The following is a 19,619-nucleotide window of genomic DNA, read 5'->3' as shown; positions in this document are numbered from 1 at the left end:
CCACGGCTCTGCGACAATGGCGAGCGTGAACAGGGACCGACTCCAACGCTAGTTCGCGTTGTACCGAAGTGGAGACACCTCATGTCCAAGGTCCCTGCCGGCTACAAGCTCGCCGCAACAACCGATCGCCACATTCTCGAATCCGACGAGTACATGCACTGGACGGTCGCCGATCTCATGGAGATGCTCGCGGAGTTTCCGCCCGAAGCTCGCCTCTGGGTGATGGACCACGAAGAGACCGTGCATCCCGTGGAGGGCTTCGGCGGCGACAAGTCTGACCTCTTCATTCACTGAGCCCAGTGAAGTCTTGGGGGCCGATCGGCCCCCAAGACTTCCTCGTAGGGTGCACCATCCGTCGGTTTGAACGGACACTGCGGACGGTCGGCCAACCCTTCGTCGCCACTCGTACTCGAACGATCGAATGCGAGTCATTGAGATCACCGGAGATCTCTTAGAGTTTCTTAGAGTTTTTCGGCGTCCCTGTGGGCAAATTGTGGGCAAAAACGAAAATCAGCGATTTCCGCGCCTTCGGAAATCGACTCTGACCGGCTATTTCAACGCACCCTTAAGGTGCCCCTGGAGGGACTCGAACCCCCAACCTTCTCCTTAGGACGGAGCAGCTCTTCCATTGAGCTACAGAGGCCAGCCCTTCCAGACTACCGGAGGGCGCTGGGCCGTCAGGCCGCCACCCCCAGGTAGTCCTGCCAGTCCGCCTGGCCGCCTTCCACCCCGCGGACCACCCAGGAGCTGTCGTGCGGTGCTCGCGGGGTCAGCTTCAGGGTCCAGCCCATTTCGGCCGGGGTGCGGTCGCCTTTGACGTTGTTGCAGCGGAGGCAGCACGCGACCAGGTTCTCCCAGCTGTCGGCGCCGCCGCAGGAGCGAGGGAGAACGTGGTCGATCGTGGTCGCCGTCTTGCCGCAGTAGCCGCAGCGGTGGCTGTCGCGCCGCAGCACCCCGCGGCGGGAGACCGGCACCGCGCGGCCGTGCGGGATACGGACGTAGCGGGTGAGGAGGATCACCGACGGGCGGTCGTAGCGGCCCGAGATGCTCCAGACCGGGTGGTCGGTGTCGCTCGCGAGGACCGTGGCCTTCTGATTCATCACCAGGATGATGGCGCGTTTGAAGGAGACGACCGCGAGAGGCTCGTAGCCGGCGTTGAGGACCAGTGTCTTCATCTGCGTCCTTTCGGGTCCGCTGGGCGAATGAGAACCGGGGAAACAGAAAGGGCACTGTCCGAACGGACAGCGCCCTGGAAGACGGCGGCATGGTGGCGGCACACCACATGGTGGCGGTGGCAGGCCTCGACATGGTGGCGGCAGGCGAGGAAGTCGCGGTGACGCGGCAGCAGCTCGCGCTCGGCTCCGAGGCCGCGACCCGCCCCGGTGGTCACCCTCGGTGACCGCGCGGTGGTCGACTCGGCCATCGGATGCTCCGATCTGCACGGCTGCCTGGCGTTGCGCCAGGGCAACAGAGTAACGCAGAAATGGCGCGCCACCTATTCGTGGCGCGCCATTTCTGGTGCGTGACCCGCAGTGTTAACCGCGGGTTCGGCTGTCAGATACCGAGCCGGACGACGTAGTAGTCGCTGGTCCAGATCGGACGGATCGAGATGGAGCGACCGGTGTCGGGGGCGTCCATGATGTTGCCGTTGCCCGCGTAGAAGCCGTCGTGGCCCGGCATGATGATCAGGTCGCCCGGCTGGGCGTCGTTGATCGAGATCCTGGTGCCGCGCGCGGCCTCCCCCGACACCGAGTGCGGGAGGGAGATGCCGAACTGCGCGTACACGTACATGACATAGCCGGAGCAGTCGAAGCCGGCCGGGGTGGCGCCGCCGTACACGTACGGGGTGCCGATGTACTGCTTCGCGACCGAGAACACCTGCGCGAGGCTGAAGCTCGGGTACGGCGGATTGGCCAGGAAGTCGGACACCGACGGGCCGGAGTAGCTGCTGGCGTAGTTGGCGAGGGACACCGCGGCGCGCTGGCGGGCGGCCTCGGCGGCAGCGGTGGCGGCGGCCGCGGCCTTCGCCGCGTCGAGCTGCTGCTGGCTGGTCGCGGTGGCGGCGTCGCGGCTGACGGCGGAGGCGGTGACGCCCTGGCCGACGGCGACGGACTGGGCCTGCGCCTTCTTCATGCTGTCGGAGGCGCTCGGACCGAAGGCCGCGGACTCCGCGCCGTTCGGGTTGAACGCGAACGCGGGGAGCGACATCGTCGCGATGATGCCGGTCGCCACGGTGATGACGCCGACGTTGAGGATCCAGCCGCCCTTGCGCTTCGCGGCGGGCTTGCCGGACTCCTTCGTGGCGGGGGCGGGCGTCTTCGCCGCGGCCCGCTGGGCCGCGGCGGCGACAGGCGCCTTCGCGGTGCGGAGCGACCTCCGGGAGACGACCTGCGACCCGGACACGGGCGTCGTCGACGTCGTCGAAGCGGTGTTTTCCGGGTCCCGAGGGTCCGCTCCTGGGCAGGATCGGACGTACCAGAGTGTGCCAAAGTGCAACCTCCTGCGCTCCGGCAGCACTAGGGAGCTGCCCCCGTCCGATGCGATCGGCATTCGGCTTCACCGACCAGGAGACGGGTCTCAGGGGGTTGGAGCGTCCCGGTCGGGGTCCTGATGGGCCGGCTTCTGGCCCGTTCGGACTCGTTAGAGACTACGGGACCACCCGCGATTTGTCACATTGTTTAATGCCTTTTTTAACGAATCGGTAACAGAGTTCAGGCGTCCACGAAGATGTGCGCCGCGAGCTCGTTCGGGAGTTCGAGGCCGGTCTCGAAGCCCTCGACCTGCACGGTGACGTACGAGCCGGCCGCAGCAAAAGTGCCGGTCGAGCCGGGAAACACCCCGGCCTGCTTGAGCTGGAGGAGCAGCTCGGGATCGACCTGCGCGGGCTCGCCGAGGCGACGGATCCTGGCAGTCACCTCCGAATCAGCGCCCCGAACGACGTCGACGAGGTTGACCAGGTTCTGGGTGGAGGCCGCGTCCGGCGCGCCCAGTTCACCGAGCCCCGGGATGGGGTTGCCGTAGGGCGACTCGGTCGGGTGGCCCAGCATGGTGATCAGCTTGCGCTCCACCTGCTCGCTCATGACGTGCTCCCAGCGGCACGCCTCCTCGTGCACGTACTCCCACTCCAGCTCGATCACGTCGCTGAGCAGGCGCTCGGCGAGGCGGTGCTTGCGCATGACGTGCACCGCCTTGCGGCGGCCGTCGTCGGTGAGCTCCAGGTGGCGGTCGCCGGAGACGACGACGAGCCCGTCGCGCTCCATCCGGCCGACGGTCTGCGAGACCGTCGGGCCCGAGTGGCCGAGACGCTCGGAGATGCGCGCACGCAGCGGGACGATGTTGTCCTCCTCCAGCTCCAGGATGGTGCGGAGGTACATCTCTGTCGTGTCGATCAGGTCGGTCATGGGCCCCTCCCGTGCGGGCGCGAATATGCGGATACGAGCCTACTTGCTGCAGGTGACGGCGAAGTGACGGCACCCCGGCGTCGCGCCGCGTCATCGGACCCGCCGCACCCTTCAACAGCCAATACACTTCAGTTATGCCGGACGTGACGATCCCCACCGACCTCCTGCCCGCCGACGGACGATTCGGCTGCGGCCCGTCCAAGGTGCGCCCGGAGCAGGTCGCCTACCTGGCCGGCCCCGGTGCGGAGCTGCTCGGCACCTCCCACCGTCAGGCGCCGGTGAAGGACCTGGTCGGCCGCGTCCGCTCCGGCCTCGGAGAGCTGTTCCGCCTCCCGGAGGGCTACGAGGTCGTCATCGGCAACGGCGGCTCCAGCGCGTTCTGGGACGCCGCGGCGTTCTCGCTCATCCAGGAGCGCAGCCAGAACCTGGTCTTCGGCGAGTTCGGCGGCAAGTTCGCCAAGGCGGCGAAGACCCCGTGGCTGCAGGCTCCGCACGTCATCGAGGCACCGGCGGGCTCCCGTGCGGAGGCCGAAGCGGTGGAGGGCGTGGACGTCTACGCCTGGACGCACAACGAGACGTCGACGGGTGTGATGGCGCCGCTGAAACGTGTGCACGGCGACGCCGGCGCGCTGACGGTGATCGACGCGACCAGCGCAGCGGGCGGCGCCGACTTCGACGTCACCGAGACGGACGTCTACTACTTCGCGCCGCAGAAGAACTTCGCCTCCGACGGCGGCCTCTGGCTCGCGCTGTTCTCCCCCGCCGCGATCGAACGGGTCGAGCGGATCGCCGCGGGCGACCGCTACATCCCGGAGTTCCTCAGCATCAAGAACGCGATCGACAACTCTCGCCTCAACCAGACCCTGAACACTCCGGCGGTCGCGACGCTCGTGCTGCTGGAGAACCAGATCGAGTGGATGAACGGCAACGGCGGCCTCGCCTGGGCCGACGCGCGCACGAAGGAGTCCTCCAGCGCGCTCTACACGTGGGCGGAAGACGTCGACTACGCCACGCCGTTCGTCGCCGACCCGGCGCACCGCTCGCAGGTGGTCGTCACGATCGACTTCGACGACCGGATCGACGCGGCAGCGGTCGCCAAAGCCCTGCGCGCGAACGGCGTCGTCGACACCGAGCCCTACCGCAAGCTGGGCCGCAACCAGCTCCGCGTCGCGACGTTCACGGCCATCGAGCCGGACGACGTGCGCGCGCTGATCGGCTGCGTCGAGTACGTGGTCGAGCGGCTGGGCTGAGCCGGGCGCAACACCGGAAGAAGAAGGGACGGGCCGATCGTGCGACTGTGGCTGCGCGACGACGAGCGCCGCCCCGACCCGGTGCCCGTGCCGACGGACGACCGCCGGGCGGTGCTCGTCGGCTTCGGGCTCTGGGTGCTCACGCTGATCCCGACGCTCATCTTCGCCGGACCCATCGCCGCCGCGGGCGGAGGCTGGTGGATCTCGACGGTGGTCGTCGGGATCGCGCTAGGACTGCTCGGGTTCGTCTACCTCAGCGTCACCCGCGCCCGCAGGCGCCGCTGAGTCGCTGACCGGCCCCAGCTCGTCGGCCTCCGCGTCGTCGGCGTCGGCGTCTTCAGCGTCGTAGTCCTCGGCGTCGTCGGGCTCGGCGTCGTCGGGCTCGGCGTCGTCGGGCTCGGCGCTGTCGTCCGCGAGCGCGGCGGCCTCCTCGGTCGCGAGGTCGAGCTCAGTGTCGACATCGGTGTCCTCGTCGAACGCCACGTCGACCGAGTCGATGTCGACGCCGTCGAGGTCGTCGTCGGCGTGCAGGTCGTGAACGTCGCGGTCGTCGTCCGAGTCGTCGTCGTCCGAGTCGTCGTCGGCCTCGGACTCCTCGTCGTCGTATTCGTCCTCGTCCTCGTAGTCGTCGGCGTCGTCCTCCGCGCGCGAGTCGTCGCCCTCGGCTCCGGCCGCCTCGGCGGCGAGCGCCTCCTGGGCGGCCTGATACTCGGCCAGTCGCTCCGACCAGGGCACCCAGTCGGGCGCGAGGAGGGCGTCTTCGCCGGGCATCAGCTCGGCCTCCAGCACTGTCGGGTCGGTGTCGCCGTCGGCGCGTCCGACCGTGACGGTCCAGTGCCAGCCCGGGTAGCCCGCGAGCTCAGCGGCGAACTGCAGCGAGACCACGCCGCCAGGCTCCACGACGTGACCGAGGGGCTCTCCGATCGTGCTCTCCGGAGTGATCTCGGCGAGCGCCGCCCGCGCGAGCGGGAGCGCGGCCAGGAGGTCGGCGACCTCGGTCTCGCTCAGCCCGACGACGGCCGGCTCGGCGTCGGTCGGCTGCACGTCGACTTCCTCCTCGACCTCGACGGCCGGCTCGCCCGTCGTCGGCTCCTGCGTCGTCGGCTCCTGCGTGCTCGGGTCCTCAGGCATCCAGGTCGTCCGCAACCCGGCGCAGCACCGCCGCGATCTTGGCGCCGTGCGCCTTGTCCGGGTACTTGCCCCGGCGCAGGTTGGCGCCGATTCCGTCGAGCAGCTTCACGAGGTCCTCGACGATGATCGCCATGTCGTCGGCCGACTTGCGCTTCATCTTCACCAGGCTCGGAGGCGCCTCCAGCACGCGCACCGACAGGGCCTGCGCGCCGCGCTTGCCGTCGGCGATGCCGAACTCGAGCCGAGACCCGGCTTTCACGACGGCGCCCGCGGGCAGCGCCGAGGCGTGCAGGAAGACCTCCTGGCCGTCATCGGTGGCGATGAAGCCGAAGCCCTTCTCCTCGTCGTAGAACTTGACCTTGCCGGTCGGCATGGGAACCTCGCTTCACATGGGGGATCGAATGACCAACCTCAATTATCCTTGATTTCGTGACTTCTCAGACCCCGCCGCCCGCATCCCGCCTCCAGCGCGTCCTCTCGTACATCGTTGCGGCGCTGGTCGTCGTCTCGCTGGTGTGCATCGCGGCCATCCTCGTGGGGTCCGCGCTCGGCGGGATGCCTCAGCAGGGATCGGGTCAGGGGCTGTGGCCGGCGGTCTTCCTCTTGCCGCTGATCGCACTGCCGATCGCGTTCGTCCTGCTGATCACGCTCATCATCGTGACCGGCCGGCAGCGCAGCCGCGCCGCGAAGGCGGCTGCCGGGCCGAAGAACCGACCCTGACCTCCCGTCCCGGACCGGCCCGATGACGACGACGCTCGCTCTGGCGGCGCGGCTCCGCGCCCTGCCGGACGACGAACTCGCGGCCGTGCTGCGTGCCCGCCCGGTGCGCCGCGCCGGCGTCTCCGACTTCTTCGACCTGGCCGAGGCGCTGCTCGACCCGGAGTCCGTGCAGCGGGCGCTCGCGCCGCTCGACCGGCTGCGGCTCGCCACCCTGGCAGTGCTCGGCGACGCGGGCGGCGCCCAGACCATCGAGGGGATCACCGCCCGGCTCGTCCGGCATCCCGCGACCGCCGGCACGACGGCGGACGCGGTCCACGAAGCCGTCGACGCGCTCGCCACCGTCGCCCTCCTGCACCCCGCGGCCGACGGCGCCGCCGCCTACGACGCCGTCACCGCCGCGCTCGACTCCTGGCCGGCGCTCGGCCTCCCCGGCCGGCGGCGCTGCTCGACACCGCCCCTCCGGCCATCCCGGAGACGCTCACGCCCGACGAGTCGGCCGCATCCGACCGGCTCGCCGCCGAGCGCGCCTTCGAGGCCGTCTCCAGCGCCTCCGAACTGCTGACCGAACTCGGCAGGGAGGGCGCCCGCGAACTGCAGAAGGGCGGCCTCGCCCTCCCGGCCGCCAAGCGCCTCGCCGACGCGCTGGCGGTGGACGCCGCCGTCGTCCCCGTCGCGCTCTCCGTCGCCGCCCGCGCCGGGCTGACCGCGGTCGCGGACGGGCTCTGGCTGCCCACCGCGCAGGCCGCGGCCTGGCAGCACGCCACGACGGCGGACCGCTGGCGCGCGCTGGCCGGGGCCTGGCTCGACGGCCTGCCCGACGACGTCCGTGCGCTGTTGACCGAGCGCAGCCGGTCCCCGTGGGGAGCGTCCCTGCGCGCCCACCTCGCCTGGCTGTACCCGGCGGCAGTCGCCGAGACCGAGCAGCGCGTCGACCAGTACATCCGGGAGGCCGAGTGGCTCGGCGTCACCGCCGGCCGGTCCCCGGGCAGCGCGGGCGCCCTGCTCCTGGAGGCGGGCCCCGCCGAGGCGACCGCCGCGATGGTCGCGCACTTCCCCGCGGAGGTGTCGCAGGTCTACCTGCAGCACGACCTGACGGTCATCTCCCCCGGACCGCTCGCGCCCGACGTGGAGGCCCGGCTGCGGACGATGGCCGACCTTGAGAGCCGGGCGCTGGCCTCCACCTTCCGGTTCTCGGCGGCCTCCATCGACCGCGCGGTGACCGCGGGCGAGACCGCTGCGAGCATCCACGACTTCCTCGCCGCCGTCTCCCTCACCGGCGTGCCCCAGCCGCTCGACTACCTCATCGCAGACGCCGTCGAGCGCCACGGCCGGGTGCGGGTGCGCGACGCCGAGCAGGGCGGCGAAGGCAAGGCGGTGGTGCGCTCCGACGACGCCACGCTGCTCGGCACGATCGCGGTCGACCAGTCGCTGTCCGCGCTACGGCTGCTGCGGGCCGACGCGCGGACGCTGGTCAGCCGGTTCCCGCGTGACGTCGTCTACTGGGCGCTCAGCGACGCCCGCTATCCGGTGGTCGCCGAGGACGCCTCCGGCGCGCTCGTGACCCCGCAGCGTCGCCGCGTCGCGGAGCGGACCGCGCCCGCCGCGACGCGCGATCCGGCAGCCGAGCTGGTCGCCCGACTGCGTGAGGCGGACGGCTCCGAGGCCGACACCGGCGAGCAGTGGCTCGCCCGCCAGCTCGACCAGGCCGTGCGCGCACGGCAGACCGTGATGGTGCAGGTCGCGATGCCGGACGGCCGGCTGGTCGACTACCTCCTGGAGCCGACCGGCATCGGCGGAGGACGGCTGCGCGGTCGCGACCGGGCGGCCGACATCGAGCGGACCCTGCCGCTCTCCAGCGTCAAGGGGCTGCGCAGCGTAGACTGAGCGGTCATGTCCGATGGCCCCCTGATCGTCCAGAGCGACCGCACCGTCCTCCTCGAAGTCGCGCATCCCGCGGCTGAGGACGCCCGTCACGACCTCGCGGTCTTCGCCGAGCTGGAGCGCGCGCCCGAGCACATCCACACCTACCGCATCACGCGGCTGGGCCTGTGGAACGCCCGCGCGGCGGGCCACACCGCCGACGACATGCTCGGAACGCTCGAGAAGTACTCCAAGTTCCCGATCCCGCAGACGGTGACGGTGGACGTGTCGGAGACCGTCGCCCGCTACGGCCGCCTGGTCATCGAGCGCGACGAGGAGGGCACGCTGCTGCTGCGCTCCCCGACCGGGCCGTGCTGCTGGAGGTCGCGACCGCCAAGCGCATCGCCCCGCTGCTGGTCGAGCGGCGCGATGAGACGACCTTCACCGTGGAGGCCTGGGCGCGCGGCCAGCTCAAGCAGGAGCTGGTCAAGCTCGGCTGGCCCGCGGAGGACCTCGCCGGGTACACCCCCGGAACGCCACACCCGATCGAGCTGGACGAGAGCGACTGGGCGCTGCGCGACTACCAGCGCAAGGCCGTGAGCAACTTCTTCGACGGCGGCTCGGGCGTGGTCGTGCTCCCCTGCGGTGCGGGCAAGACCCTCGTCGGCGCCGGAGCGATGGCGACGGCCAAGACGACGACGCTGATCCTGGTGACCAACACCGTGTCGGCGCGGCAGTGGCGGGACGAGCTGCTCAAGCGCACCTCCCTCACCGCGGAGGAGATCGGCGAGTACTCGGGCCAGGTCAAGGAGGTCAAGCCGGTCACGATCGCGACGTACCAGATCCTCACGGCCAAACGGAAGGGCGAGTACGCGCACCTTGCGCTGCTCGACGCGCTGGATTGGGGATTGGTCGTCTACGACGAGGTGCACCTGCTGCCCGCGCCGGTCTTCAAGCTGACCGCCGAACTGCAGGCGCGCCGCCGGCTCGGCCTGACCGCGACGCTGGTGCGCGAGGACGGCCGAGAGGGCGACGTGTTCAGCCTGATCGGCCCGAAGCGCTTCGACGCGCCGTGGAAGGAGATCGAGTCGCAGGGCTTCATCTCGCCGGCAGCCTGCTTCGAGGTGCGGATCGACCTGCCGGCCTCCGACCGGCTGAGCTACGCCGCCGCGGCCGACGACGAGCGCTATCGCCTCGCCGCCACGGCTCCGGCGAAGCTGGACGTGGTCCGGCAGCTTGTGGACCGGCACGCCGGCGAGCGCATCCTGGTCATCGGGCAGTACCTCGACCAGATCGACGAGCTCGCCGAGGCCCTCCACGCGCCACAGCTCACGGGCGCGACGCCCGTGGACGAGCGGGAACGGCTGTATCAGGAGTTTCGGGACGGCACGACGCCGGTGCTGGTGGTCAGCAAGGTCGCGAACTTCTCGGTGGACCTCCCGGAGGCCACGGTCGCCATCCAGGTGTCCGGATCGTACGGCTCGCGGCAGGAGGAGGCGCAGCGCCTCGGCCGGCTGCTGCGCCCCAAGCAGTCGGGGCTGTCGGCGAACTTCTACACACTGGTCTCGCGCGACACGGTCGACCAGGACTTCGCGCAGAACCGGCAGCGCTTCCTCGCCGAGCAAGGGTATGCGTACACGATCCTCGACGCGCACGCGCTCGCCGCGGCCTAGCCGTCGCGAGCTCCCCGCGACATTCGGCACGAATCGCGTCAGCGCCCCCACTCCACATTCCGCACGAATGTCGTGAATGGGGACGCGCTTCACGACATTCGGCACGAATCGTTGGTTAGGGACTCGGCGACATTCGGCACGAATCGCGTGAATGAGGGCGCGTTTGGCGACATTCGGGGCGAATCGCGGCAGCGGCCCGCGCGGCGAGTCAGACGCCGGGGTCGGCGGCGAGGCGCGCGAGGGTGCGGCGGGAGGGTGCGTCGTCTGGGCGGTCTCGCACGGTGATGAGCGCCTTCCAGAGCGCCCAGGCACGTGCTCGCTGAGCGGTCGCGTCGTCCAGGCCGACCGCCTCGAGGAAGGCGCGGCGCGCCTCGCCGTCGAACATCGTCCACGCCGGGACGAGGTCGCACGCCGGGTCGCCCACTCCGGACGTGCCGAAGTCGATCACCGCGGAGAGCCGGCCGTTCTGGATGAGGAGATTGCCGGGGGCCGCGTCGCCGTGCAGCCAGACGCCCGGTCGCTCCCACGCTGACGCCTCCGCGGCGTCCCAGATCCGTCGCGCCAGTCGCGGATCGATGTCCGGAGCACCCGCGGACATCGCCGCCAGCGCCTCCTCGCGGTAGACCCCGGGCGGCGCGCCCCGGTGGAAGTTGTGGCTCCCGGCCTCCGGAGCGTTCGTCGTGTCCGCGTCCCGCAGCGCCGTCAGGAAGCCGCCGAGGTCTGCCGCCAGCGCGACCGCATCCACGTCGTCGACGAGCCCGAGCGGCGTGCCGGGCAGCCAGCGGTAGACCGACCACGCGAACGGATAGCCGTCGCCCGGCTCCCCGAGCGCGACCGGCTGCGGGATGGGCAGCGGCACCTGGGGTGCGAGGCGCGGCAGCCACTCGTGCTCCTTCGCGACCTGATCGACGTAGCCGCGGGTGCTCGGCAGACGCACGCTGAGCTCCTCGCCGAGCCGGAAGGTCCGGTTGTCCCAGCCGCTCAGCTCCACGTCCCGCACCGGCAGCGCGCGGTACGCGGGGAACTGCGCGTCGACCAGCCGGCGGACGAGCGCCGTGTCGACCTCCACCCGATCCGTCACGGGCGCCGCACGTAGCGCAGCAGCAGCGTGTCGCCCGACTGCAGCACGTGGGCGAGCCGCATCCCCACCGGGAGGATCGGCGCTGCCCCGGCAGAGATACGGGAGGCGACCCCGGCCTCCAGTGTCGAGGCGACCGTCAGGCACAGCTCGTCCACGACGCCCGCCGCGATCAGGTCGCCGAACAGGTGCGGGCCGCCCTCGCAGTGGATGCGGCTCAGGCCGCGCTCGACGAGGCCTGCCACGAGCAGGCCGGGCTCCACGCGCTCCTCGCCGCAGACCACGACATCCGCGACCTCGGCGAGCGCCGCCCTCGTGTCCTGCCGGGACAGCTCTGTCGTGACGACGATCGGCCGCTCCGGCGCCCCCGGAAGATCGGGCTCGCCGGGTCGAGGTCCAGGCTGGCCGAGACGATCGCGAAGACCGGGTGCGCAGTCATCCCGGCGTCGCGGCGTGCCCGCTGGGAGGCCTCGTCGACGCGCATCGGGCCGTAGCCTTCCGCGCGCACGGTGCCCGCGCCGACGAGCACGACGTCGCAGAGCCGGCGCAGGATGTCGAACACGCGGTGGTCTGCGTCGTCGGAGAGCCCGCCGGACAGCCCCTGCCGGGTGGCGGCGCCGTCGATGCTGGAGACGAAGTTGACGCGCAGCCACGGGTTGCCTGCGCCGTCCGAGTACAGCTCGGCGATCCGCGTGTCCCCGATGCCCTCCTCGGGCGGGAGCGGGAAGATCCGGTCGATAGTGGCCTCACTCATTCACGTCGCCCATGTTGTGCTTCAGATACGCCGGCTCGCGCAGCCCCAGGATGGCCTCCGTCATCCGCGCCGCGGCGACCGAACCAGCCACATCGTGCATGCGGATGATGCGCGCGCCGTTGACGATGGCGACGACGGCGGCTGCGATCGACCCGTCCCGGCGGTCCGCGCGCGGTGCGTCCAAGGTCTCGCCGATGAAGTCCTTGTTGGACACGGCAGCGAGGACGGGATAGCCCAGGTCCGCGATCTCGGAGAGCCGGCGGGTGAGCTCCAGCGACTGCAGGGTGTTCTTGTTGAGGTCGTGGCCCGGGTCGAGGATGATGCGCTCCTCCGGCACCCCTGCCGCGACCGCCCGGTCGACCCGCTCCAGGAGGAAGTCGGCGATCTCCCGTGCGATGTCGCCGTACGCCGGCCGCGGGTAGAACGTCCGCGGCGCGGCCAGGCTGTGGGTGAGCACGAGGGTGGCGTCACTGTCCGCGACGACGCGGGCCAGCTCGGGGTCGCTGAGCCCGGTGGTGTCGTTGATCACCGTCGCGCCGGCGGCGATCGCCCGGGAGGCCACCGAAGCGTGGAAGGTGTCCACCGAGATCACGACGTCGGACCCGGCGCGCAGGTCGGCCACGACGGGCACGACCCGGTCGCCCTCCTCGTCGGGCGGGACGGGCGCGCCGGGCGCGAACGGGGCTCCGCCGATGTCCACCCAGTCGGCACCGGCCGCGACCGCGTCGAAGCACGCGGCGACCGCGGCGTCGAGCGCGAACGTGCGGCCCTGGTCGAAGAAGGAGTCCGGCGTGCGGTTCACCACCGCCATCACGGCGACGCGGCGGGAGAAGTCGAAGGTGCGCGCGCCGATGGTGCGCACGGGGACGCGGAGCGGGGCAGGTACATCGCGACGCCGGTCTCAGAGCTCTGCAAGGTCCACGCTCTCGTCGGTGAGCCGGTCTGGGTCGACGGCCTCCCGGCCGCGGATCAAGCGCTGGATGTGGTCCTGCACGTCCCAGACGTTCACGTTCATGCCGGCCACCACCCGGTCGTCGCGCAGCCAGAAGGCGATGAACTCGCGCGCCGAGACGTCGCCGCGGAAGACGACCCGCGCGCCGGACGCGAGTGGTGCATAGCCGGAGTACTCCATGCCCAGATCGTATTGGTCGGAGTAGAAGTACGGGATGTCGTCGTAGCTGGCGTCCTCCCCCGCGATCGCGCGCGCGGCGACCGTACCGCCCGCGATCGCGTTGGCCCAGTGCTCGTTGCGCAGGCGCTGCCCGATCGCCGGAAGCACCGGGTTCGCCACATCGCCGACGGCGTAGACGTCCTCGATCGCGGTGCGCATCGCCTCGTCGGTGGGCACGCCGTTCTCCAGCGCCAGCCCCGACTGCTCGGCGATGTGCGTGTTCGGCGCGGCGCCGACCCCCGCGACTACCACGTCCGCCGGGAGGCGCTCGCCCGTCGCGAGGACGACGGCCTGCTCGTCCCCGCCCTCCACCGCGACCACGTGCGCCGCGTTGCGGAAGGTCGCGCCGTGGTCGCGGTGCAGCGTCTCGAACACCGCACCGAGCTCCGGACCGATCGCGGGAAGCGGCACGTGCGACCGCCCGACGACCGTCACCTCGTTGCCGTAGCCGCGCGCGGCGGCGGCGACCTCCATGCCGATCCACCCCGATCCGACGACGACGACGCGCCGGGAGCCGACCTCCAGGGCGGCGCGCAGCCACTGCGAGTCCTCGATGGTTCTCAGAGAGAAGACCGCCCCGTGACCGCTGCCGGGGACACCGAGCGGGCGTGCGTGCGAGCCCGTCGCCAGCACGAGGCTGTCGTAGGTGATCCGGGCGCCGCCCGCTACGAAGAGCTCGTGCGCCGCGGGGTCGAAGGAGCCGCCGTCCGAGCCGGGGAGGAACTCCACCTCGTTGTCCGTGTACCAGTCCGCGGGCTGGACGAACGCGTCGTCCAGCGGGGACTCGCCTTTCAGGTACTCCTTGGACAGCGGCGGGCGGATGTAGGGATGGTGCTCCTCCGCGCCGAGCAGCATGATGCGGCCCTCGAACCCGCGCGACCGCAACTCGACGGCGGTCGTCGCTCCGGCGAGGCCTGCTCCGACGATGACCACGGTGGGTTTCGACATAGTGCTCCGTTCGCTGGTCTCCTCAGCATCCACTGTTCGCACGGCCCGCGCCAGCCCCTCACACGGCGCGCATAGGCCGCACGCACCGCCGGCACCGGCCCCCCGCACTCACGGCGCACCGTCCACTCACAGGCATAACTCAGCGGACGCGCAGATACTGTTTCGCATGAACGCAGGACCCCGCATTCTCATCGTCGACGACGAGCCGAACATCCGCGATCTCCTCACCACCAGCCTCCGCTTCGCCGGGTTCGCCGTGCGCGCGGTCGGCAACGGGGCCCAGGCGATCTCCGCGGTCCTCGAAGAGGAGCCAGACCTCATCATCCTCGACGTCATGCTCCCGGACATGAACGGGTTCGGCGTCACCAAGCGGCTGCGCGGCGCGGGCTACACCGCCCCGATCCTGTTCCTCACCGCCAAGGACGACACCGAGGACAAGATCACCGGCCTCACGGTCGGCGGCGACGACTACGTGACCAAGCCGTTCAGCCTGGACGAGATCGTCGCCCGCATCAAGGCCATCCTGCGCCGCACGATGCAGGCCGACGAGGATGCGGTCATCCGCGCCGGCGAGCTCACGATGGACCAGGACACCCACGAGGTCTACGTGGGCGACACCCCCATCGAGCTCAGCCCGACCGAGTTCAAGCTGCTGCGCTACCTGATGCTCAACCCCAACCGCGTGCTGTCGAAGGCGCAGATCCTCGACCACGTCTGGGAGTACGACTTCAACGGCGACGCGGGCATCGTGGAGTCCTACATCTCCTACCTGCGCCGCAAGGTGGACGCGCACTCCAGCGAGCCGCTCATCCAGACCAAGCGCGGCTTCGGCTACATGCTCAAGGCCGCGAAGGCGTGACCGCCGCTCACATCCTCGGCTCAGCACTGTCTGCTTAGACTGGCGGCCTGATGCACTCACGCCTGCTCGACCGCTGGAACGCGATCTCCCTCCGGACCAAGATCACCGGGGTGACCGTGCTCATGCTGACGCTCGGGCTGCTCGTGACCGGCATCGGGACGATGTCGATGCTGAAGCCGGTGCTGATCGACCAGCTCGACGCGCAGCTGTCGGCCGCCTCGGGCGGGACCTACGTCGAAACGTATCTGTACGGCACCCCGACCGAGAAGGACACGATCGCCACCGACTCCAGTCCGTCCGACTACTTCGCGGCGCTGTACGACGCCAGCGGCAACCTGGTCAAGACGAACTGGAGCAACATCCCGTTCGCCCACCGTCCGGCCATCCCGCAGAACCTGACCATCACGCAGGGCAAGGCCCTCGGGCCCGGCGGCATCACGATCTTGAGCAATGACGGGCACACGGTCTACCGCGCGCTCGTCACGACGCAGACGTTCGCGTCGACTGGCGAGCTCGCCACCGCGATCGTCGCCACGACGACCAGCCAGATCGACACGGTGATGGCGAGCTTCCTGGCGATCTTCCTCGGCTTCGGCGTCATCGTGATCATCGTCGGCGCCGGGCTGACCCGGATGCTGGTGACCACGACCTTCTCTCCGCTGCGGGAGGTCGAGCAGACTGCCGCGGCCATCGCCGACGGCGACTTCAGCCAGCGCCTCGGCGGCGCGACCCCGAACACCGAGGTCGGCCGGCTCAACCGCTCGCTCAACACGATGCTGAACCGCATCGACCGGGCCTTCAACGACCGAGCGCGCACGATCGACCAGATGCGACGATTCGTCGGGGACGCCTCCCACGAGCTGCGCACACCGCTGGTCTCGGTGCGCGGCTACGCGGAGCTGTACCGGATGGGCGCCCTCCAGACGCCGGAGGACGTCGCCCAGGCGATGGACCGCATCGAGAAGGAGGCCATCCGGATGGGGCTCCTCGTCGAGGACCTCCTGGAGCTCGCGCGTCTGGACGAGACGAAGCCGCTCGATTTCCACCCCGTGGACCTGGTGCGCATCGCGCAGGACGCGGCGATGGACGCGATGGCCGGTGCGCCGGGCCGCCGGGTGACCGTGCTGACACCCGCTCCGGTGCCGCCCGCAGTGCGGACCGACCCGGCCGAGCCCGGGCTCGACACCGTGCCGATGACCCTCCCGGAGGACCTGTCACGGCCGCCGGGCGCCACCGGCCCGATCGCCTTCGCCGGCTCGGCGCTGGCCCGGCTGCGCCGAAGCAACCGCGCGCGTCGTGCCACCACAGGCCCGATCGCGGTCACGACCGCCGAGAAGGTCGTCCTCGCGGCGCCGCCGGCCGAGCCCGCGATCGTGATGGCGGAGGAGAACAAGCTCCGCCAGGTCGTCACCAACCTGATGGGCAACGCCCTCCGCTACACCCCGGAGGACACTCCGATCGAGATCGCGGTGCAGGTCGACCACCGCGCCGAGCGCGCGGTCCTCGAGGTGCGCGACCACGGCGAGGGCATCCCGCCGCAGATCCGCGACAAGATCTTCCAGCGCTTCTGGCGCGCCGACACCTCCCGCGCCCGCGAGACCGGGGGCAGCGGCCTGGGCCTGGCGATCGTCTCCTCCATCGTGACGGCGCACCACGGCACCGTGGAGGTCGTGGAGACCGACGGCGGCGGCGCGACTTTCCGGGTGTCGCTGCCGCTCGCAGGGCACGGCCGGCAGGTTCAGCCGGGCGCCTGATCGGCCGGGCCGCTGCCGAGCCGCCGGAGGGCCCTCAGCCCAGCCGGCCGCTGGCGATCACCTGCCCGGTGGCGGTGACCACGGCCTCCTCAGAGCCGGCCGGCCACCCACCCCACGACGGACGCCGCCTCGTCGTCGGAGCCGGTCACCGTGGCGAACTGGATCCAGGCGTCGCCGAACAGCGCGTCGACCACCGTCTCGGCGGGCGCGGACCCGGCCGCGTCGGTGTGGCGGACCAGCGTGGCCAGCTTGGTGCTGCCGACCTGGATGGTGCCGCCGCTGGCGTCCGGGTCGCGGTCCACGACGAGGCCGTGGTAGGTGGCGAACGCGGCGGACGCGCCGCGGAGGACGGAGATGGTGCCGATGAGCGACGAATCTCCTGTGCCCGACCGGTAGGCGCAGACCGTCACCCGCGGATCCGCGACGAGCGCGTTCTGGACGCCGAAGGTTCCGGCCGGGGCGAGGACGGCGACGGAGGTCGCGCCGTAGACGCCGCCGACGGCCTTCAGCCAGGCCGCGTCGCCGCAGGACAGCGGCTTCACCGGGGTGGGCGTCACGGTCCGCGCGTCGATCGTGGCGACCGTGGGGACGAACGATTGGACGAGCGCGTGGAACGCCTTCTCGTCGATCGTGGAGGTGCTGCTGACCGCCTCCACCGCCAGCCACGAGCCGCCGACCAGGACGTTCGTGTGGCAGGTGCTCCCCGCGCCGGTCGTCGCCCGGCCGCAGTCGCCGCCCCGGGATTCGCCGCCGTCGTAGTGCGCGCCCGTCGCGGCGGATTGCGGGTACTGCTGGGCCTGCCACTGCCAGGTCGCGGTCGCGCGGGGCAGGAGTTGCACGGAGAGCAGATGCACCGCCGCCGGCGCGGACGCGGGAGGCGCGGCTGCCGGGTCGTCGCCCCAACGGCACCAGCCGCCACCCGCGGCCTGGGCGCCGAACGGCCCGCGCCCGGCCGGCGCCGTGAGCGCGTCCGCGGGCGTGGTCGCCGGCGGCGCGGTTCCACCCAGCAGGGCCTCGACCGCAGGCGTCGCGGTGAAGGCGGCGCAGTCGAGGGGCGGCACGACGTCCACGGCGGGTGCGGAGGTCGCGTGCGGGCTCGTCGGCCCGGCGCCGGGCAGCCCGAGCGCCTGACATCCCGAAAGGCAGAGCAGCGCCGCCGCCAGCCCGGCGGCCGCCGCTCCGGACAACCGTGTCGCCGTCATGCTCTGCCTCCGCCTCGATCGTGACGACGATAACAGCGAAGAGGGCGCCTCCCGCGAACGGGAGACGCCCTCTACAGCGTGTCTGACGGACTCAGAAGTCCATGCCCGCGCCCGGGTCGCCGGCCGGCGCCGAGTTCTTCTCGGGCTTGTCGGCGACGACGGCCTCGGTGGTGAGGAACAGGCCCGCGATCGACGCGGCGTTCTGCAGCGCCGAACGGGTGACCTTCACCGGGTCGTTGATGCCGGAGGCCAGCATGTCGACGTACTCGCCGGTCGCGGCGTTGAGGCCGTGGCCCACGGGGAGCTCGCGCACCTTGGCGACCACGACACCGGCCTCGAGGCCCGCGTTGATGGCGATCTGCTTCAGCGGCGCCTCGATGGCGACGCGGACGATGTTCGCACCGGTCGCCTCGTCGCCCGTCAGCTCGAGCTTCTCGAACGCGGTCTTGCCGGCCTGGATGAGCGCCACGCCACCACCGGCGACGATGCCCTCCTCGACGGCGGCCTTCGCGTTGCGGACGGCGTCCTCGATGCGGTGCTTGCGCTCCTTGAGCTCGACCTCGGTGGCCGCGCCCGCCTTGATGACGGCGACGCCGCCCGCGAGCTTGGCGAGACGCTCCTGGAGCTTCTCGCGGTCGTAGTCCGAGTCGGTGTTCTCGATCTCGCCGCGGATCTGAGCGACACGACCGGCGATGGCGTCGGGGTCGCCCGCGCCCTCGACGATGGTGGTCTCGTCCTTGGTGATGACGACCTTGCGGGCCTGGCCGAGCAGGTCGAGGGTGACGTTCTCGAGCTTGAGGCCGACCTCCTCGGAGATGACCTGGCCGCCGGTGAGGATCGCGATGTCCTGCAGCATCGCCTTGCGACGGTCGCCGAAGCCCGGGGCCTTGACGGCGACGGACTTGAAGATGCCGCGGATCTTGTTGACGATCAGGGTGGCCAGGGCCTCCCCGTCGACGTCCTCGGCGATGATCAGGAGCTGCTTGTTGGCCTGGATCACCTTGTCGACGATCGGCAGCAGGTCCTTGATCGAGGAGATCTTCTGGTTGGCGATGAGGATGTAGGTGTCCTCGAACACCGCCTCCTGGCGGTCCTGGTCGGTGACGAAGTACTGCGACAGGAAGCCCTTGTCGAAGCGCATGCCCTCGGTCAGCTCGAGCTCGGTGCCGAAGGTGTTCGACTCCTCGACGGTGACGACGCCCTCCTTGCCGACCTTGTCGATCGCCTCGGCGATGATCTCGCCGATGGTGGTGTCGCCGGCGGAGATGGACGCGGTGGCGGCGATCTCTGCCTTGGTCTCGACCTCCTTGGCGCTGGCGATGAGCTCCTCGGTGACGGCCGCGACGGCCTTCTCGATGCCGCGCTTCAGCGTGATGGGGTCGGCGCCGGCGGCCACGTTGCGGAGGCCCTCCTTGACGAGCGCCTGAGCGAGCACGGTCGCGGTGGTGGTGCCGTCGCCCGCGACGTCGTCGGTCTTCTTGGCGACCTCCTTGACGAGCTCCGCGCCGATCTTCTCGTACGGGTCGTCGAGCTCGATCTCCTTCGCGATGGAGACGCCGTCGTTCGTGATGGTGGGGGCGCCCCACTTCTTCTCGAGGACGACGTTGCGACCGCGCGGGCCCAGCGTCACCTTGACGGTGTCGGCCAGGATGTTGAGGCCGCGCTCGAGGCCGCGACGGGCTTCCTCGTCGAAAGCAATGATCTTTGCCATGTGTTTCTCGTCCCTCCCGGACGTCTGCGAAAGATTCCGTGTGATTAGCACTCGATCAGATGGAGTGCTAAAGCGATTCTGGCACTCGCGCCCGGGGAGTGCAAGCG

The 19,619-nt window shown here is 70.8% G+C and carries 21 protein-coding genes, 1 tRNA gene and 1 pseudogene; 10 read left to right on the top strand and 13 right to left on the bottom strand.

All coding sequences use genetic code 11. From position 1 onward, the window contains the following. Positions 1–81: 81 nt before the first annotated feature. Complete coding sequence (locus ACRAWC_RS18605) at positions 82–294, top strand: hypothetical protein (protein ID WP_431349053.1); 213 nt, start codon at positions 82–84, stop codon at positions 292–294. A 277-nt stretch (positions 295–571) separates the two neighbouring features. Here the strand turns inward: ACRAWC_RS18605 and ACRAWC_RS18600 are convergent. Both ACRAWC_RS18600 and ACRAWC_RS18595 read right to left on the bottom strand, forming a co-directional pair. After that, a tRNA-Arg gene (locus ACRAWC_RS18600) sits at positions 572–643 on the bottom strand. Between the two features lie 34 nt (positions 644–677). Then, positions 678–1,175 (bottom strand): HNH endonuclease, encoded by a 498-nt coding sequence (locus ACRAWC_RS18595; protein ID WP_431349052.1) that lies wholly within the window; start codon positions 1,173–1,175, stop codon positions 678–680. Positions 1,176–1,264: 89 nt separating this feature from the next. On the opposite strand from ACRAWC_RS18595, the gene ACRAWC_RS18590 reads away from it, so the two are divergent. Beyond that, a complete protein-coding gene (locus ACRAWC_RS18590; RefSeq protein WP_431349051.1) occupies positions 1,265–1,399 on the top strand; it encodes a hypothetical protein in 135 nt (44 codons plus the stop codon). Positions 1,400–1,554: 155 nt separating this feature from the next. On the opposite strand, the gene ACRAWC_RS18585 is transcribed toward ACRAWC_RS18590, so the two are convergent. Both ACRAWC_RS18585 and ACRAWC_RS18580 read right to left on the bottom strand, forming a co-directional pair. Next, the gene (locus ACRAWC_RS18585; protein ID WP_431349050.1) at positions 1,555–2,403 is read right to left on the bottom strand and encodes a C40 family peptidase; all 849 of its coding nucleotides are present in this window, start codon (positions 2,401–2,403) and stop codon (positions 1,555–1,557) included. 308 nt (positions 2,404–2,711) lie between these two features. Next, the gene (locus tag ACRAWC_RS18580; RefSeq protein ID WP_431349049.1) at positions 2,712–3,401 is read right to left on the bottom strand and encodes a metal-dependent transcriptional regulator; all 690 of its coding nucleotides are present in this window, start codon (positions 3,399–3,401) and stop codon (positions 2,712–2,714) included. Positions 3,402–3,535: 134 nt separating this feature from the next. Here ACRAWC_RS18580 and serC point away from each other — a divergent pair, with 134 nt between their 5' ends. Together serC and ACRAWC_RS18570 are read left to right on the top strand one after the other, a co-directional pair. Beyond that, entirely contained in the window at positions 3,536–4,651 is a 1,116-nt protein-coding gene (serC, locus tag ACRAWC_RS18575; RefSeq protein WP_431349048.1) for a phosphoserine transaminase, read from the top strand. 39 nt (positions 4,652–4,690) lie between these two features. Beyond that, a complete protein-coding gene (locus tag ACRAWC_RS18570) occupies positions 4,691–4,936 on the top strand; it encodes a DUF2530 domain-containing protein (protein ID WP_431349047.1) in 246 nt (81 codons plus the stop codon). On the opposite strand, the gene ACRAWC_RS18565 is transcribed toward ACRAWC_RS18570, so the two are convergent. Together ACRAWC_RS18565 and ACRAWC_RS18560 are read right to left on the bottom strand one after the other, a co-directional pair. Beyond that, positions 4,880–5,782, bottom strand: coding sequence for a DUF3027 domain-containing protein (locus ACRAWC_RS18565; RefSeq protein WP_431349046.1), 903 nt, complete (start codon positions 5,780–5,782; stop codon positions 4,880–4,882). The genes ACRAWC_RS18570 and ACRAWC_RS18565 overlap by 57 nt on opposite strands. Further along, positions 5,775–6,155, bottom strand: coding sequence for a cold-shock protein (locus ACRAWC_RS18560; RefSeq protein WP_185276707.1), 381 nt, complete (start codon positions 6,153–6,155; stop codon positions 5,775–5,777). The genes ACRAWC_RS18565 and ACRAWC_RS18560 overlap by 8 nt, the downstream gene beginning before the upstream one ends. 56 nt (positions 6,156–6,211) lie before the next feature. On the opposite strand from ACRAWC_RS18560, the gene ACRAWC_RS18555 reads away from it, so the two are divergent. The 4 genes and pseudogenes from ACRAWC_RS18555 to ACRAWC_RS18540 all read left to right on the top strand — a co-directional run bounded on the left by ACRAWC_RS18555 (position 6,212) and on the right by ACRAWC_RS18540 (position 10,035). Continuing rightward, complete coding sequence (locus tag ACRAWC_RS18555) at positions 6,212–6,502, top strand: hypothetical protein (RefSeq protein ID WP_431349045.1); 291 nt, start codon at positions 6,212–6,214, stop codon at positions 6,500–6,502. 22 nt (positions 6,503–6,524) lie between these two features. Further along, a complete protein-coding gene (locus tag ACRAWC_RS18550) occupies positions 6,525–7,064 on the top strand; it encodes a hypothetical protein (protein WP_431349044.1) in 540 nt (179 codons plus the stop codon). Positions 7,065–7,150: 86 nt separating this feature from the next. Next, positions 7,151–8,386, top strand: coding sequence for a helicase-associated domain-containing protein (locus ACRAWC_RS18545; RefSeq protein WP_431349043.1), 1,236 nt, complete (start codon positions 7,151–7,153; stop codon positions 8,384–8,386). A 6-nt stretch (positions 8,387–8,392) separates the two neighbouring features. Continuing rightward, a pseudogene (locus ACRAWC_RS18540) lies at positions 8,393–10,035 on the top strand (DNA repair helicase XPB). A gap of 208 nt (positions 10,036–10,243) precedes the next feature. Here the strand turns inward: ACRAWC_RS18540 and ACRAWC_RS18535 are convergent. From ACRAWC_RS18535 to ACRAWC_RS18515, 5 genes are read right to left on the bottom strand one after another with little or no spacing between them, the layout of a single operon-like run. Next, positions 10,244–11,116 carry an aminoglycoside phosphotransferase family protein gene (locus ACRAWC_RS18535; RefSeq protein ID WP_431349042.1) on the bottom strand — a complete coding sequence of 291 codons (873 nt, stop codon included), beginning with the start codon at positions 11,114–11,116 and terminating at the stop codon, positions 10,244–10,246. After that, positions 11,113–11,445: a dihydrofolate reductase family protein gene (locus tag ACRAWC_RS18530; protein ID WP_431349479.1), complete on the bottom strand. Its 333-nt coding sequence runs from the start codon at positions 11,443–11,445 to the stop codon at positions 11,113–11,115. The genes ACRAWC_RS18535 and ACRAWC_RS18530 overlap by 4 nt, the downstream gene beginning before the upstream one ends. Then, positions 11,331–11,867, bottom strand: a complete 537-nt coding sequence (locus tag ACRAWC_RS18525) for a dihydrofolate reductase family protein (RefSeq protein WP_431349041.1) — start codon at positions 11,865–11,867, stop codon at positions 11,331–11,333. The genes ACRAWC_RS18530 and ACRAWC_RS18525 overlap by 115 nt, the downstream gene beginning before the upstream one ends. After that, the gene (folP, locus tag ACRAWC_RS18520) at positions 11,860–12,729 is read right to left on the bottom strand and encodes a dihydropteroate synthase (RefSeq protein WP_431349040.1); all 870 of its coding nucleotides are present in this window, start codon (positions 12,727–12,729) and stop codon (positions 11,860–11,862) included. Before folP ends, ACRAWC_RS18525 begins: the two co-directional genes overlap by 8 nt. A 39-nt stretch (positions 12,730–12,768) precedes the next feature. Continuing rightward, a complete protein-coding gene (locus ACRAWC_RS18515; protein WP_431349039.1) occupies positions 12,769–13,986 on the bottom strand; it encodes an NAD(P)/FAD-dependent oxidoreductase in 1,218 nt (405 codons plus the stop codon). A gap of 166 nt (positions 13,987–14,152) precedes the next feature. Here ACRAWC_RS18515 and ACRAWC_RS18510 point away from each other — a divergent pair, with 166 nt between their 5' ends. Beyond that, entirely contained in the window at positions 14,153–14,845 is a 693-nt protein-coding gene (locus tag ACRAWC_RS18510) for a response regulator transcription factor (protein ID WP_179605211.1), read from the top strand. 50 nt (positions 14,846–14,895) lie between these two features. Beyond that, the gene (locus ACRAWC_RS18505) at positions 14,896–16,599 is read left to right on the top strand and encodes an ATP-binding protein (RefSeq protein WP_431349038.1); all 1,704 of its coding nucleotides are present in this window, start codon (positions 14,896–14,898) and stop codon (positions 16,597–16,599) included. 89 nt (positions 16,600–16,688) lie between these two features. Here the strand turns inward: ACRAWC_RS18505 and ACRAWC_RS18500 are convergent, their stop codons facing one another. Beyond that, entirely contained in the window at positions 16,689–17,801 is a 1,113-nt protein-coding gene (locus ACRAWC_RS18500) for a hypothetical protein (protein WP_431349037.1), read from the bottom strand. Between the two features lie 91 nt (positions 17,802–17,892). Next, complete coding sequence (groL, locus tag ACRAWC_RS18495; RefSeq protein WP_431349036.1) at positions 17,893–19,512, bottom strand: chaperonin GroEL; 1,620 nt, start codon at positions 19,510–19,512, stop codon at positions 17,893–17,895. Positions 19,513–19,619 lie beyond the last annotated feature (107 nt).

The sequence above is a fragment of the Leifsonia sp. L25 genome (assembly GCF_050632895.1).
Note: the sequence above shows the minus strand (reverse complement) of the source record. Positions and strands in the feature narration are given on the sequence as shown.